Source organism: Sphingomonas arvum (assembly GCF_026013565.1).
In the GTDB taxonomy this organism is placed as follows: Bacteria; Pseudomonadota; Alphaproteobacteria; order Sphingomonadales; family Sphingomonadaceae; genus Sphingomicrobium; species Sphingomicrobium arvum.
Genome location: NZ_JAPDOB010000001.1, coordinates 397,829 through 410,673 on the forward strand (window position 1 = coordinate 397,829; position 12,845 = coordinate 410,673).

Sequence of the window (12,845 nt, forward strand, 5' to 3'; positions counted from 1 at the left end):
GACGGCTCAAGCGGGCACCCGCAGGCGCTGGGGCGCGCCGCTGAGGTCCAGGCCGCGCTCCTCTGCCAGCCAGGCGGCGAGGTCGGCCACGCCGCTCCGCCAGTCGCGCGCCCGCGGCAGGCCCAGCGTGTTGCGGATCAGACGGGTGTCCGCGACGAAGTAGCGCTGGTCGCCGGCGCGCCAGTCGTCGAAGCGCAGGTCTGGCTCGCGACCGGTTATGGCACCGATGTGGGCCAGCAGCTCACGCAAGGACACGGCGTTGGCCGGGCCGCCGCCAAGGTTGAAGGCGCGACCCTTGATCGTCTCGATGCGCCCGAACGCGGCCATGTAGGCGTCCACCGCGTCGCGCACGTCCAGAATGTCGCGGACCTGGCAGCCATCGCCATAAAGGGTAATCGGCGCGCCTTCGAGCGCGCGAATGAGGAAGTGAGCGACCCAGCCCTGGTCCTCCGTCCCCATCTGCCGCTGGCCGTAGATGCAGCTCATGCGAAGGACGGCCGTCGGCAGGTCGAAGCTGCGGGCATAGTCCAGGATATACTGGTCGGCCGCTCCCTTGGAGCAGCCGTAGGGCGTGTGGAAGTCGAGCGGGCGAGTCTCGCCAATGCCGAACTCGCGTACGGCGCGGTCGGCCGGCTCGTAGCGATCGCCCTCCAGCCGGAACTCGACGTCGGCCAGGTCACCATAAACCTTGTTGGTCGAGGCAAAGATCACTGGCACGCGGCGATCGGACAGCCGCACCGCGTCTAGCAGGTGCAGCGTGCCGCGGACGTTGATGTCGAAGTCCTCGCGCGGGTCGACCATCGAGGTAGTGACCGCGACCTGCGCGGCCATGTGGAACACGGCGCTGGCCTGCCGGGCAGCGGCGGCCAGGCTGTCTTCGTCGCGGACATCGCCGCGGGTGAAGCTGATCTTGCCGCCATGACGCCGCTTGAGCCATTCGAGGTTCCGCTCCACGCCCGGGCGGGAGAGCGCGTCGAACAGGTGGACGTGGTGGCCCTCCGACGCGAGCCGGTCGGCGATGTTGCTGCCGATGAACCCCGCACCGCCGGTGACCAGCACCGGTTGGCGGCCGATGACCGCCGGCCCGGTCACGCGACCAGCCCCCGGGCTTCCAGTTCCTGCTTGGCCTGGTCGACGCGGTCGACGGCTTCCTGCTCGGCGACCCATTCGGCGAGCTCGGCCAGGCCTTCCTCGAAGTCGCGGGTAGCGCGGAAACCCAGTCGATCGGCGGCAAGGCTGGTATCGCAGAAGCAGTGGCGGATGTCGCCAACTCGGGTCTTGCTGACGATATCCGGATCAATGTCGTTCTTGCCCATCGCACGAGCGAGGCTCTGTGCCACCTGGGTAACCGAGCGGTCCTGGCCGGAGCCGATGTTGAACACGCCGCCGGCCGCCTGCGGCAGCTCCAGCGCGTCGGCGAAGGCGCGTGCGACGTCGCCGACATAGACGAAGTCGCGGCGCTGCTCGCCGTCCTCGAAGATCACCGGTCGTTGACCGTTGAGCAGGCGCGAGGAGAAGATCGCCAGCACGCCCGTGTATGGATTGGAGAGCGCCTGGCCGGGGCCGTAGACGTTGAACAGCCGCAGGCACACGCCTTCCATGCCGTACGCGCCAGCCATGATCATGGTGGTGCGTTCCTGCACGTACTTACCGAGCGCATAGATGCTGGCGAGGTTGGGGTGCTTCCACTCGGGCGTGGCCACGGGGGTCAGCGGGCGGCCCTGCCTGTCGAGCGGATCCCAGCTCTGGCTGTCGGAGGTGCGTGGAAGTCGCTCGGCGTCCTGGACGAAGTTGCCGTCCGCATCGCGGTACAGCCCTTCGCCATAGATGCTCATGGAGGACGCGGTGACGATCCGGCGCACCGGATTGTCGATCAGCTTCTCGGTCAGCACCGCGGTGCCGACGTCGTTGACGCTGGTGTAGCGCTCCACTGCATACATGGACTGGCCAACGCCGACCTCGGCTGCGAGGTGGATAACGCTGTCGACGCCCTTCAGCGCCTTGGTGACCGCATCGCCATTGCGGACGTCGGCCCGGATCAGCTCAACCTCGACCGGCAGGTCAGCGGGTCGGTCTGTATCGCCGTGCACCTGCTCGATCAGGCTGTCGAGGACGCGCACCTGGTGGCCGCGCTTGAGCAGTTCCTTGCACACGAAGCGGCCAATGAAGCCGGCGCCCCCGGTCACCAGGACTGTTTCGCTCACCCGTTTCCCCTCTGTTTGCAGCCGTTTCGGCGCTCGGTCGTTAAGGCGGCATAATGATCCTTCTTCATCTTTGTTCCGGTTTGTTGATGCTTGCCCGCATCGGTGGCGGGCGGGCGCGCGCGGTCGTGGCGTGGTTTCCACGCCAAGGATCCGGAAGTTAAAAGAGGCTAGATGAGCAGGCCGCTGGTGGGAGCGGCCGCTCCTACCAAGCCGAGCGATGCAGGGGCTTGGCTCACTCCGATGAAGTCGGCGATCGTCACTTCCGTGTTGACTACAGTTTGGATGTGCGGCGTCGCGCTGTTCGCGAAATAAGCGCTGAACGTATAGGTACCGTCGCCGTTCGCGGTGACCACGATCTGCCCGTGGCCCTGCGCCTTAAGGTCATCGCGGTAGCTGGAGCCGGCGAACCACCAGTCGGTCTGGCCATCGCGGCCGAACTGGTTGGAATCGCTGCCCGAGATGTCGATCTTGTCACCCTCGGCGCGGCTGAAATCCGTGATCTGGTCGTTGCCGTCGATCGCAGACGTGTAGCTGAACACGTCGGCGCCGAGACCACCGGTCAGCATGTCCGAACCGAAGCTGCCGTGCAGCACGTCATTGCCGGCGCCGCCGATCAGAATGTCGTCGCCATACCAGCCGTTGAGGTGATCGTCGCCGTCGCCACCGTCAAGCAGGTCGGCGGTGTCGTCGCTCTCTCCGGTGAGCCAATCGCCGCCAAACAGCGTGTCATCGCCAGCACCGCCATACAGCTGGTCGCTGCCGGCGCCTCCGTCCATGAAGTCGTTGCCCGCGCCGCCGTGCAGCGCATCGCTGCCCGCGTCGCCGCTGATTGTGTCGTTGCCGGCGAGACCTGCGTAAAGGTCGCTGCCCCCGAGCAGGTGGACGGTGTCGTCGCCAGCCGTACCAATCAGGACATCCGCGCCTTCGGTCGGACCCGCCGACGGCGCGACCACGCCAAGGAAGGCTTCCGGAGCAAAGGCGACCTTCCCCTGGAAGTGGAGCTGGAACACCGGGACACTCGAACCGGCATAATAGGAAAGGGTGGTGGTGCCGGTGCTAAACGTGAGCACCGCCTGCAGCGCGGGAAAGTCCGGGTTGTAGCTGCCTAGGAGAGTGGCGGTCCCGAGGGCGGTAAGGTCGATCTTGTCCCCCGATTTCGCGTTGAACCCCCGTATGAGGTCGACGGCCGATCCGCGGGACTGGGCGAAGCTGGTGTAGGTGAAGGTGTCGGCGCCAGACCCGCTCGACAGGAGGTCGCCACCCGCTCCCTTGACCACATATTCGCCGACCCTGGTAGCCAGCGGACGGAGCAGCGTGTCGGCCTGGATGATTTTCGCTTCTGTAAGCTTCACTCGCGACATCGCACTTACTCCGCAGGCCCCTGCCGGCAGAGATTGAGCCCTACCGCAGCGCATAACTCTGGCCAGCCAGCGGCGGTTGCCCAGAATCGTGGTTAACCCGTTCACCGGCGAAACGGTGAGTCGAAGCACGAAACTGCGCCCATGCCGAGAGCGAGTCCACAACGGAGAGCAAACTTTTTGGTTAACGCTGGCTAGTTTCAGAGATCTTGCCAGAGGCATCGGCCGGCTAGAAGGAACAAAGCTTCGACGCCGCTGTTGAGCATCCGAAACAACAGGAGGGCAGCCGCTGTCCGCTTCTCTTTATCTGGTCCGCCACGGCAGTCACGCCGACCTGGGTACCCGCCTCACCGGGCGCGGTGACGAAGCCGGCCTGACGGATGCGGGCCGCGCCGAGGTGGGCCGCGCCGCCGCGCTGCTGGCCGACGAGCCGGTCACCGCCGTCTACGCCAGCCCGCGCCAGCGGACCATTGACACCGCCCGCCTGATCGCTGCGCGGCACGGCCTGCCCGTCCGGCTCGCCTCCGAGCTGGACGAAATCGACTTCGGCGAATGGACTGGCGCCGACTTCGCCGAGCTGGATGGCCGGCCGGCGTGGGACCAGTGGAACGCCAACCGCGCTGATGCGCGCTGTCCCGGCGGGGAGAGCATGGGAGAGGCACAGGCCCGCGCTGTCGGCTTTGCGATCGAAGCGGCCGCCCGGCATGAGGGCGCAGTGGTGTTGGTGACGCACTGCGACATCATCCGGGCGCTGCTGTGCTGGCAGGAGCGCCGCTCGCTCGATGACATATTGTCGTTTGAGGCCGGTCCGGCTTCCGTGACCGCGCTGGACATCGTTGCGCGGGAGCTCGAACCGGCATGATGCTGACCACCGCGGCCAGGCCGCTCGACCGCGCCGAGCTCGAGCGGCGGGTTAAGGAGCTCGGGCCATGGTTCCACGACCTCGACCTTCACGGCGTCCGCACGGCGCCTGACCACTTCCTGTTCGACTACCCGGGCGGCAAGTTCCGCAGGTTCGAGCACATCCTGCCGGCCGACCTTACCGGCAAAAGCGTGCTCGACATCGGCTGCAACGCCGGCTTCTACAGCTTTGAAATGAAGCGGCGGGGCGCCAGCCGGGTGCTCGGCATCGACCATGACCAGCGCTACCTCGACCAGGCACGCTTCGCCGCCGAGGTGCTGGGCTTCGACGACGTGGAATTCCGGCTTGGCGAGGTGTGGGACGTCGCCGCGCTGGGCGAGCGGTTCGACCTCGTCATCTTCATGGGCGTGCTCTACCACCTGCGCCACCCCTTGCTGGCGCTGGATCTCATCCGCGAGCACGCCGCCAGCGACCTGTTGCTCTACCAGTCGCTGACCGCCGGGACCAAGGCGGTGGTCGAGCCGGAAGCGGATTACGACTTCTTCGAGGGCGTCCAGGCGCTGGAACAGGACGGCTGGCCGCTGATGTATTTCGTCGAGAAACGGCTTGCCGGTGACCCGACCAACTGGTGGGTGCCCAACAGCGCGTGTAATGGCGCGATGATCCGCTCGGCGGGCTTTGACATCGTCGAGCAGCCGACTGACGACGTGTTCCTGGCGCGTGTCAGTGTGGAGCGGCCGCGCCATGGAGGCGCCGTTTACCCAAGCAAAGGAAGTGCGACTTGATCGAAGCCGCGATGATCTGGAACGAGCCCAACAACAAGTCGCATTGGGATCCTGAGGTCGATCCCGACTGGTCGAAGTTTGGTGAAATGGCGGTGCTCGCGGGGCAGGCGATCGCGAAGGCCAATCCGGCAGTGAAGCGAGTGCTGGGCGGAATTTCGCCGATCGACGCGTCGTTCATCCAGCGGCTGGCCGGCTATGGCGTGCTCGACGCGATCGACGTGGTCGCGGTGCACGGCTTCCCGCTCGACTGGAACCTGTGGAACATCAACGAGTGGCCCACCCGGATCGACGAGATACAGGCGGTCGCGCCCAACCACGAGCTGTGGGTAACAGAGGTAGGCGTCGGCTCGTTCGGGGCCGAGGAAGTGCAGGAGTTCGGGGTTAAGCGGACGGCCGAGTTGCTGCTCGGCAAGGTCCCACGGGTGTTTTGGTATTCGCTCTACGACCTGCCGCAGGCGTGGGGCGCGACCACCCGCCACAAGGAAGCGGAAGGCTCGTCCTATTACCGCCATTTCTACATGGGCCTGCTGAGGGAAGACGGGACGCCCAAGCTGGGCCTGAAGGCGTTCGAGCCCTACGCCGACCGCATGGGCCTCATGCAATGGTTCCACTACCAGGATCATCGGCTGGACGATGCCGTTGCATGGCTGAAGCGCCTGGGCGTCACCAAGCTGCGCACGGGCCTCAGCTGGGCTGACAGTTTCCGCCCCAACGCGCTCGACTGGTTCGACCGGCAGATGGAGGCGCTGGCGCCGTTCGACACGACCGTCACCTTCTGCTTCACCCCTGAGCATCGTGGGATTGCGTCGCATCACACGAGCGCGCCGCAAGACCCGGCTGAGTTTGCCGATTTTTGCGCCAGCATGATCGAGCGCTATGCTCCGGCCAGCGCGAGCCAGCCCGTCGCCGTGGCTGCCGAGTAAGGACACGCACATGGACCCGACCATCAACATCGCCATAGCCGGGGTCGGCAATTGCGCCTCCAGCCTGGTGCAGGGCATCGCCTACTACCAGAATGGCGGCGCCAACGAGCAGATCGGCCTGATGCACTGGGACCTGGGCGGCTATCGGCCCAAGGACCTGAAGGTGGTCGCGGCATGGGACGTGGACGCCCGCAAGGTGGGCCGCGACGTCAACGAGGCGATCTTCGCCAAGCCGAACAACACCGCTGTCTTTTGCGACCATGTGAAACCGACCGGCGCGACCGTGCTGATGGGCAAGCGGCTGGACGGCGTTGCGGACCACATGGCCGACTATCCCGCCGAGCGGAGCTTCATGCTGGCAGACGGGCAAGAACCGGACCAGGCCGAGGTCGTACGCGTGCTCAAGGAAAGCGGCGCGCACGTGCTGATGAACTACCTGCCAGTCGGCAGCCAGGCCGCGACGGAATTCTACGCCGAATGCGCGCTGAAGGCGGGCGTCGCGTTCGTGAACTGCATTCCCGTGTTCATCGCATCGGACGAGACCTGGGCACGGCGCTTCGAGGAAGCTGGCGTGCCGATCATCGGCGATGACATCAAGGCACAGGTCGGCGCGACCATTGTCCACCGCGTGCTCACGGACCTGTTCCACAAGCGCGGCGTGCGGCTGGACCGGACCTACCAGCTCAACACCGGGGGCAACACGGACTTCCTCAACATGCTCGAGCGCTCGCGCCTCAAGCACAAGAAGGAGTCCAAGACCGAAGCGGTGCAGGCCGTGGCCGAGCGCCGGCTGGACGACGAGAACATCCACGTCGGCCCGTCCGACTATGTCGCGTGGCAGAACGACAATAAGGTTTGCTTCCTGCGGATGGAAGGGCGGTTGTTCGGCGGCGTGCCGATGAACCTGGAGCTGCGGCTCAGCGTCGAGGATTCGCCCAACAGCGCGGGCGTGGCGATCGACATGATTCGCTGCGCCAAGCTGGCGCTCGACCGCGGCATCGGCGGCGCGATCAATCCGCCGGCCGCCTTCTTCTGCAAGCATCCGCCGGTGCAGATGACCGACGATGAGGCACTTACCGCCACCGAGGCGTTCATCCGCGGTGAGCAGGAGTACCGCCGACTTCAGTAGGCCGACCCCGACCGTCCATCCCTCGGATGGACTGGCCGGCGCGCTGACCCGCAACATTGAGGCGCTGGCCGAACGCCGGCGCCATGAGGACGAGCGTGCCTCCACCCAGGACCGGCTGGCGCAACTGATCACGCGGTTCGCCGGGTCGATGGCGTTCGTCTACGTCCATGCGGCGGTGATCGTCGGCTGGATATTGGTGAACACGGGACTGACGCCCTTCCGTCCATTCGACCCGACCTTTGTCATCCTGGCAACGGTGGCGTCGGTGGAGGCCATCTTTATCTCCACCTTCATCCTGATCAGCCAGAATCGCGCCCAGGCGGCAGCGGACCGCCGCGCCGACCTCGACCTGCAGATCAGCTTGTTGTCCGAGCATGAGGTGACCCACCTGATCAAGCTGGTGACGCAGATCGCCGACAAGCTGGGGATCGCGGAGGCGGGTAACCCCGAGCTCCGGGAATTGCAGCGGACCGTGGCGCCCGAAGCAGTGCTGGAGCGGATGGAGGAGGTGGAGGAAGACCGTTGAGTCACTGGACCCCGGTCGGCGGCGGGGTAGAAGCGCTCGATGCCTGACCTCCCTGCCTTTTTTGCCGAGCTGTCCCGCGCCGCCCGCGATGTGACCCTCGGGGCCGCTGTGCCGACCGCGGACAACAAGGCAGGCGAGGGCTCGTTCGACCCGGTCACCGAACTGGACCGCGCCGCCGAGCGGGCATTGCGCGCCCTTATCGAGGCGCGCTTTCCCGAGGACGGGATCGAAGGCGAGGAATATGGCCTAATCCGTGCGGATGCTCGGCGGCGCTGGCTGATCGACCCGATCGACGGCACTCGCGCGCTGATCTGCGGCCTGCCGAGCTGGACCACGCTGGTGGCGCTGTTCGAGGATGGCGAGCCGATCGTGGGAATGATCGACGCGCCCGTACTGGACGAGTTTGCGGTTGGACTGCCGGGCACTGCGATGCTGAACGGTCGCACGTTGCGGACCAGTGGCTGCGCGACGCTGGCCGAGGCGCGGTTGTCCACCACCGATCCCTTTATCCTCGGTGGAGGCGTCGACGCATTCGAGCGGATTCGGCACTGCGTTCGAGTGACTCGCTACGGCCTCGACGCGCTGGCCTACGCCCGGCTAGCGGCGGGGAGTCTCGACCTGGTGGTCGAGAACGGCCTGCAGCGCTACGACTGGGGTGCGCTGCTGCCGGTGGTGCGCGGCGCTGGCGGGATGGTCGGCAATTGGCGGGGCGGCCGCGACCTGTCGGGGGGCGACCTGGTGGCGGCGGCGACACCCGCGCTGTTCGACCAGGCAGTCTCCTTGCTCAACAGCTAGTTGCGGCGCAGCCTTCACCCTGTAAGGTGGGTGGGTGCCAGGTCTCCAGCTACGCGGCGTCGCCAAATCCTTCCGCAACACCGAGGTTCTCAGCAACGTCGACCTTGACGTCGCGCCGCGCGAGTTCATCGCCTTTCTGGGCCCGTCGGGATCGGGCAAGTCGACCCTGCTGCGGATTATCGCCGGGCTTGAGACGGCCGACGCGGGCGAGGTGATCCTGGACGATCGCCGCATCGACGGCCTGCCGCCCGGCCAGCGCGGCGTGGCCATGGTGTTCCAGCATTATGCGCTCTACCCGCACATGAGCGTGCGCCAGAACATGGCGTTCGGGCTCCGCAACGCGCGCGTGCCGCAGGACCAGATCGACCGGCTGGTCGAGGACGCTGCGCGGGTGCTGGAGATCGATCCGTTGCTGGAGCGCAAACCGGCGCAGCTGTCGGGCGGCCAGCGCCAGCGGGTCGCAATCGGCCGCGCCATCGTGAAGAGCCCGAAGCTGTTCCTGCTCGACGAGCCGCTGTCCAACCTAGACGCCGCGCTAAGGCTGCGTACCCGAGTCGAGCTCGCCCAGTTGCGGGAGCGGGTCGAGAGCGCCTTTATCATGGTCACGCACGATCAGGCCGAAGCGATGACCCTGGCCGATCGAATCGTCGTGTTCAACGATCGTCGCATTCAGCAGATCGCGGCGCCGATGGAGATCTATGCGCGGCCGGCCAACCGCTTCGTAGCGCAGTTCGTCGGCTCTCCCGCGATGAGCATTCTTCCTGCTACCTTGGCGGACGGCGGTACGCTGGCCAGCGTGAAGTTGGGTGACGGTAGCCGGATCGACACCTCCGTCGGGCGCGACAGCCTGCCGGCGGGCGCTCAGGTTGAGCTTGGGCTTCGACCCGAGCACGTCCGCGTCGTCCTGTCCGGTGAGGCGAACACGGAGGCCACGGTCGACTTGGTTGAGCGGCTCGGCGAGCGCAGCCTGGTCTATGCACGGCTGAGGGACGGACAGCAGGTCACTGCCGAAGCGGAGGGCACGACCACGGCCAAGGTCGGCGACACGGTCGGGCTGCGCATCGACGGTGCGGCCGCGCACCTGTTCGGCCCCGACGGCACTGGTTACCACCGGGCCGCCGCGTGAGCGCTGGCGTCCAGCGGCGATGGCAGGGGCTGCTGTTCGTCGCACCGTTCCTGCTGCTTTATTGCACCATTCTCATCTATCCCCTGCTGAAGGGCGCGTGGCTCAGCCTTTACCGCGTCGACCTGTTCGGCGGCGGCACGTTCGTCGGCCTGGGCAACTACGGCCGCCTGTTCGCCGATCCGGTGTTCTGGCAGAGCATGGCCAATACGCTGCTGCTCGCCCTGATGATCGTGCCGCTGCTGACCGCCATCGCGCTCGCGCTGGCTCTGGCGCTCAATCGGGCGACCCGCGGCGCAGCGATCCTGCGCGGCGTGTTCTTCTCCTCTGCCGTGCTATCGGTGACCATCGTGACGCTGATCTGGCGGTTCGTCCTGGCGCCTGACGCCGGGCTGCTTGGCGAGCTATGGACCGCCGCTGGGTGGGCGCCGCTGCCGTTCCTGTCGGATCAGAGCCTGGTGCTGCCGGCGCTGGCGGTTACGACCATCTGGTGGTCGGTCGGCTTTCCCATGCTGCTGTTCCTCGCCGGGCTGCAGCAGATACCCCATGACATGTACGAAGCGGCAGCGCTGGACGGAGCCGGGCGCTGGACGACGTTCACCAAGGTGACCCTCCCGGCCCTGAAACGCACCACGATCCTGGTCTTCATGCTGCAGACCGCGGCCCAGCTGCAGCTGTTCGGTCAGTCGCAATTGCTCACCGCCGGGGGCCCGAGTGGGGCGTCGCGCACTGCCGTCCTGTTCCTGTTCGAAAGCGCGTTCGGCCGGTGGGAGCTGGGCTACGCGAGCGCCGCCGCCGAAGTGCTGTTCGTGCTGATCGTCGCCGTGACGCTGACCCAATATGCGCTGACCGGACGTCCGGGAGCCGACAATGCGCGCTGACCGGCTGTCGCCCGTGGCCTGGGCGCTTGTGCTGCTCGGCGCCGCGATCATGCTGGCGCCGCTAGTGTGGACGGTGCTGCTCAGCCTCAAGGCCAATGCGGAGCTGGTCGGCAACAGCGGCGCGGCACTGCATGGGCCCTACACGCTGCAGAATTACGCCGCCATCTTCGGCACCAGCCAGACCATGCGCTGGCTCTTGAACAGCGCGATTGTCTCGCTCGGCACAACGGCGGGCGTGCTCGTGCTGTGCAGCCTCGCCGGCTACGGCTTCGCGCGGCTCGACTTTCCGTTCCGCCGCACCCTGTTCGTGCTGGTCCTGCTCGGCCTCGCCATTCCCAGCCAGGCGGTGATTCTGCCGCAGCATCAGCTGTTCGCGACGCTGCACCTGCACAACAGCTATCCGGGCCTGATCCTGCCGGGGCTCACCACCAGTTTCGGCGTATTCTTCATGACGCAATATATGAAGGCCATTCCCACTGAGTTGGACGAGGCGGCGATGCTGGACGGCGCCTCGCGCTTTCGCGTGTTCTGGAAGGTGATCCTGCCGCTGACCGTGCCGGCGCAGTCGGCGCTGGCGGTGTTCACCTTCCTGGGCTCGTGGAACGATTATTGGTGGCCGCTCATCTCCGCCACGCGCAGCGACATGTACACGCTAACCGTCGGATTAGCGGCGGCGCAGATGAACTATGCGCAGACCAGCGGCCTGGGCTTCCTGATGGCGCAGGCGGTATTCGCGTCGGTGCCAATCTTCATCGTCTATCTCATCTTCCAGCGGCAGATCATTCAGGCGATGGCCGGGGCGGCGCTCAAGTGAGGCGGTTGTTGCTGCTGTTTGCCGTGCTGGCGCTTAGCAGTTGCACGCGCGCAGACGACAAGACGCACGTCTACCTGCAGCGCTTCTTCGGCGAGTGCGGCGCCGAATATGGTGGGAAGACCGACGTCGCCAAGGCCGAGGGTGAGTGCGGCATCATCACGACCGTGACCAACGCGTTCAACGCCACGGACGGCAAGGCCGTCGTGGATACGAACGTCATCGCCTGGCCCGGCTATCCGCAGCTCACCGCTCAGATGGCGGCGCGTGATCCTCCCGATGTCGTGTCCATGCACGAGAACGTCATTTCCGATTATGCGTCCAAGGAGCTGCTGGAGCCGGTCGAGCCGTACCTCAAGGCCGCCGGCCTCGACGCAGCGAGCTTCACCAAAGCCAGCCAGGAAGGCGTCACCATCGGCGGGCGGATGTACGGCCTGCCGTGGGACACCCATGGCGGATTGTGGCACATCAACACCAAGCTGTTCGCCCAGGCCGGGCTGATGCGCGGCGGCAAGCCGGTGCTGCCTAGCTCTCCGCAAGAGCTGCTGACGCAGGCGCGACAATTCCGGAAACGAACCGGCAAGCCGTACCTGATCCAGAGCCTGGTCGGCGACCCGGCGGGCGCCGCGCGCAACCTTTACACCTATGTCATGGCGCAGGGCCAGCCGGTGTTCCCCGATGCCCGGCACCTCAAGGTCAACACGCCCGAAGGCCGGCGGGTGGCCGAGTTCTTCCGCCAACTCACCGCCGAGGGGCTGGGCACCAGCAACATGGACACGCCTGCGGCAATCGCCGCCTTCATGAGCGGGGAGGGGGGCATTTACCCGACCGGCACCTGGATGATCGGGCAGTTCCAGCAGGAGAGCGCCACGCCGGGCCGGCCGCTGTACGGCAGCTATGCGGTGATGAACTATCCGCGGCTGTGGGGGCAGCACGTCATCTATGTCGGCGGGCACGCCTGGGTCGTGCCGAAGCGGGAGCGGACGCCGGCACAGAAGGCCGCGATCGCCCGGCTGTTCCGGTTCATGGCGCAGCATAACTACGACTGGGCGCGCACCGGGCATCTACCGGCCGTCACCGCCGTGCTCGACAGCCCCCAGTTCCGGGCCTTGCCGCACCGGGCCGACATCGCGCCGCTGGCCGACATCGGCCGGCCGCTGCCGGGCTATGTGCGGCGGCAGTCGGCGGTGGAGGGGATCGTGGGCGAGGAGATGGCGGGCGCGATTACCGGGCAGAAGTCCGTTCCGGACGCACTCGCTACCGCCGAGCGGCGGGTCAACGAATTTCTGGCCGAGCTCGACTGAGACAATGCTGTGACACGCTGGCCACACCTGGCGTGAAATAGTTGTGACAGTGGAACAGTCCTGTCGGAAGAGCCATTTGCCACGCTGTAGCGTCGGCGCACAGTTCCGGATCGCGCCCGGGCCACCAGCAGGGGGACTCGCATC

Annotated in this window: 13 protein-coding genes; 10 read left to right on the forward strand and 3 right to left on the reverse strand. The window is 66.5% G+C overall.

Annotated features, from left to right (window positions below; genetic code table 11):
• Window positions 1–6: 6 nt before the first annotated feature.
• From OMW55_RS02010 to OMW55_RS02020, 3 genes are all read right to left on the reverse strand, one after another.
• Window positions 7–1,092: an SDR family NAD(P)-dependent oxidoreductase gene (locus OMW55_RS02010; protein WP_264880418.1), complete on the reverse strand. Its 1,086-nt coding sequence runs from the start codon at window positions 1,090–1,092 to the stop codon at window positions 7–9.
• On the reverse strand, window positions 1,089–2,204 hold the full coding sequence (locus tag OMW55_RS02015; RefSeq protein WP_264880419.1) for an SDR family NAD(P)-dependent oxidoreductase: 1,116 nt from the start codon (window positions 2,202–2,204) through the stop codon (window positions 1,089–1,091). The genes OMW55_RS02010 and OMW55_RS02015 overlap by 4 nt, the downstream gene beginning before the upstream one ends.
• Before the next feature lie 167 nt (window positions 2,205–2,371).
• Entirely contained in the window at window positions 2,372–3,556 is a 1,185-nt protein-coding gene (locus OMW55_RS02020; RefSeq protein WP_264880421.1) for a calcium-binding protein, read from the reverse strand.
• A 313-nt stretch (window positions 3,557–3,869) separates the two neighbouring features.
• Between OMW55_RS02020 and OMW55_RS02025 the strand changes: the two genes are divergently transcribed.
• From OMW55_RS02025 to OMW55_RS02070, 10 genes are read left to right on the forward strand one after another with little or no spacing between them, the layout of a single operon-like run.
• Window positions 3,870–4,424, forward strand: a complete 555-nt coding sequence (locus OMW55_RS02025; RefSeq protein ID WP_264881974.1) for a histidine phosphatase family protein — start codon at window positions 3,870–3,872, stop codon at window positions 4,422–4,424.
• Window positions 4,421–5,209: a TIGR04290 family methyltransferase gene (locus OMW55_RS02030; protein ID WP_264880422.1), complete on the forward strand. Its 789-nt coding sequence runs from the start codon at window positions 4,421–4,423 to the stop codon at window positions 5,207–5,209. Before OMW55_RS02025 ends, OMW55_RS02030 begins: the two co-directional genes overlap by 4 nt.
• Window positions 5,206–6,132: a beta-xylosidase gene (locus OMW55_RS02035; RefSeq protein ID WP_264880424.1), complete on the forward strand. Its 927-nt coding sequence runs from the start codon at window positions 5,206–5,208 to the stop codon at window positions 6,130–6,132. The genes OMW55_RS02030 and OMW55_RS02035 overlap by 4 nt, the downstream gene beginning before the upstream one ends.
• 10 nt (window positions 6,133–6,142) lie before the next feature.
• The gene (locus tag OMW55_RS02040) at window positions 6,143–7,261 is read left to right on the forward strand and encodes an inositol-3-phosphate synthase (RefSeq protein ID WP_264880425.1); all 1,119 of its coding nucleotides are present in this window, start codon (window positions 6,143–6,145) and stop codon (window positions 7,259–7,261) included.
• Window positions 7,233–7,787, forward strand: coding sequence for a DUF1003 domain-containing protein (locus tag OMW55_RS02045; RefSeq protein WP_264880426.1), 555 nt, complete (start codon window positions 7,233–7,235; stop codon window positions 7,785–7,787). The genes OMW55_RS02040 and OMW55_RS02045 overlap by 29 nt, the downstream gene beginning before the upstream one ends.
• A gap of 39 nt (window positions 7,788–7,826) precedes the next feature.
• Window positions 7,827–8,582 (forward strand): inositol monophosphatase family protein, encoded by a 756-nt coding sequence (locus tag OMW55_RS02050; RefSeq protein WP_264880428.1) that lies wholly within the window; start codon window positions 7,827–7,829, stop codon window positions 8,580–8,582.
• Window positions 8,583–8,616: 34 nt separating this feature from the next.
• Window positions 8,617–9,708 carry an ABC transporter ATP-binding protein gene (locus OMW55_RS02055; RefSeq protein ID WP_264880430.1) on the forward strand — a complete coding sequence of 364 codons (1,092 nt, stop codon included), beginning with the start codon at window positions 8,617–8,619 and terminating at the stop codon, window positions 9,706–9,708.
• The gene (locus tag OMW55_RS02060) at window positions 9,705–10,586 is read left to right on the forward strand and encodes a carbohydrate ABC transporter permease (RefSeq protein ID WP_264880432.1); all 882 of its coding nucleotides are present in this window, start codon (window positions 9,705–9,707) and stop codon (window positions 10,584–10,586) included. The genes OMW55_RS02055 and OMW55_RS02060 overlap by 4 nt, the downstream gene beginning before the upstream one ends.
• Window positions 10,576–11,400, forward strand: coding sequence for a carbohydrate ABC transporter permease (locus tag OMW55_RS02065; protein WP_264880434.1), 825 nt, complete (start codon window positions 10,576–10,578; stop codon window positions 11,398–11,400). The genes OMW55_RS02060 and OMW55_RS02065 overlap by 11 nt, the downstream gene beginning before the upstream one ends.
• Window positions 11,397–12,701 (forward strand): ABC transporter substrate-binding protein, encoded by a 1,305-nt coding sequence (locus OMW55_RS02070; protein WP_264880436.1) that lies wholly within the window; start codon window positions 11,397–11,399, stop codon window positions 12,699–12,701. Before OMW55_RS02065 ends, OMW55_RS02070 begins: the two co-directional genes overlap by 4 nt.
• The last annotated feature ends 144 nt before the right edge of the window (window positions 12,702–12,845 follow it).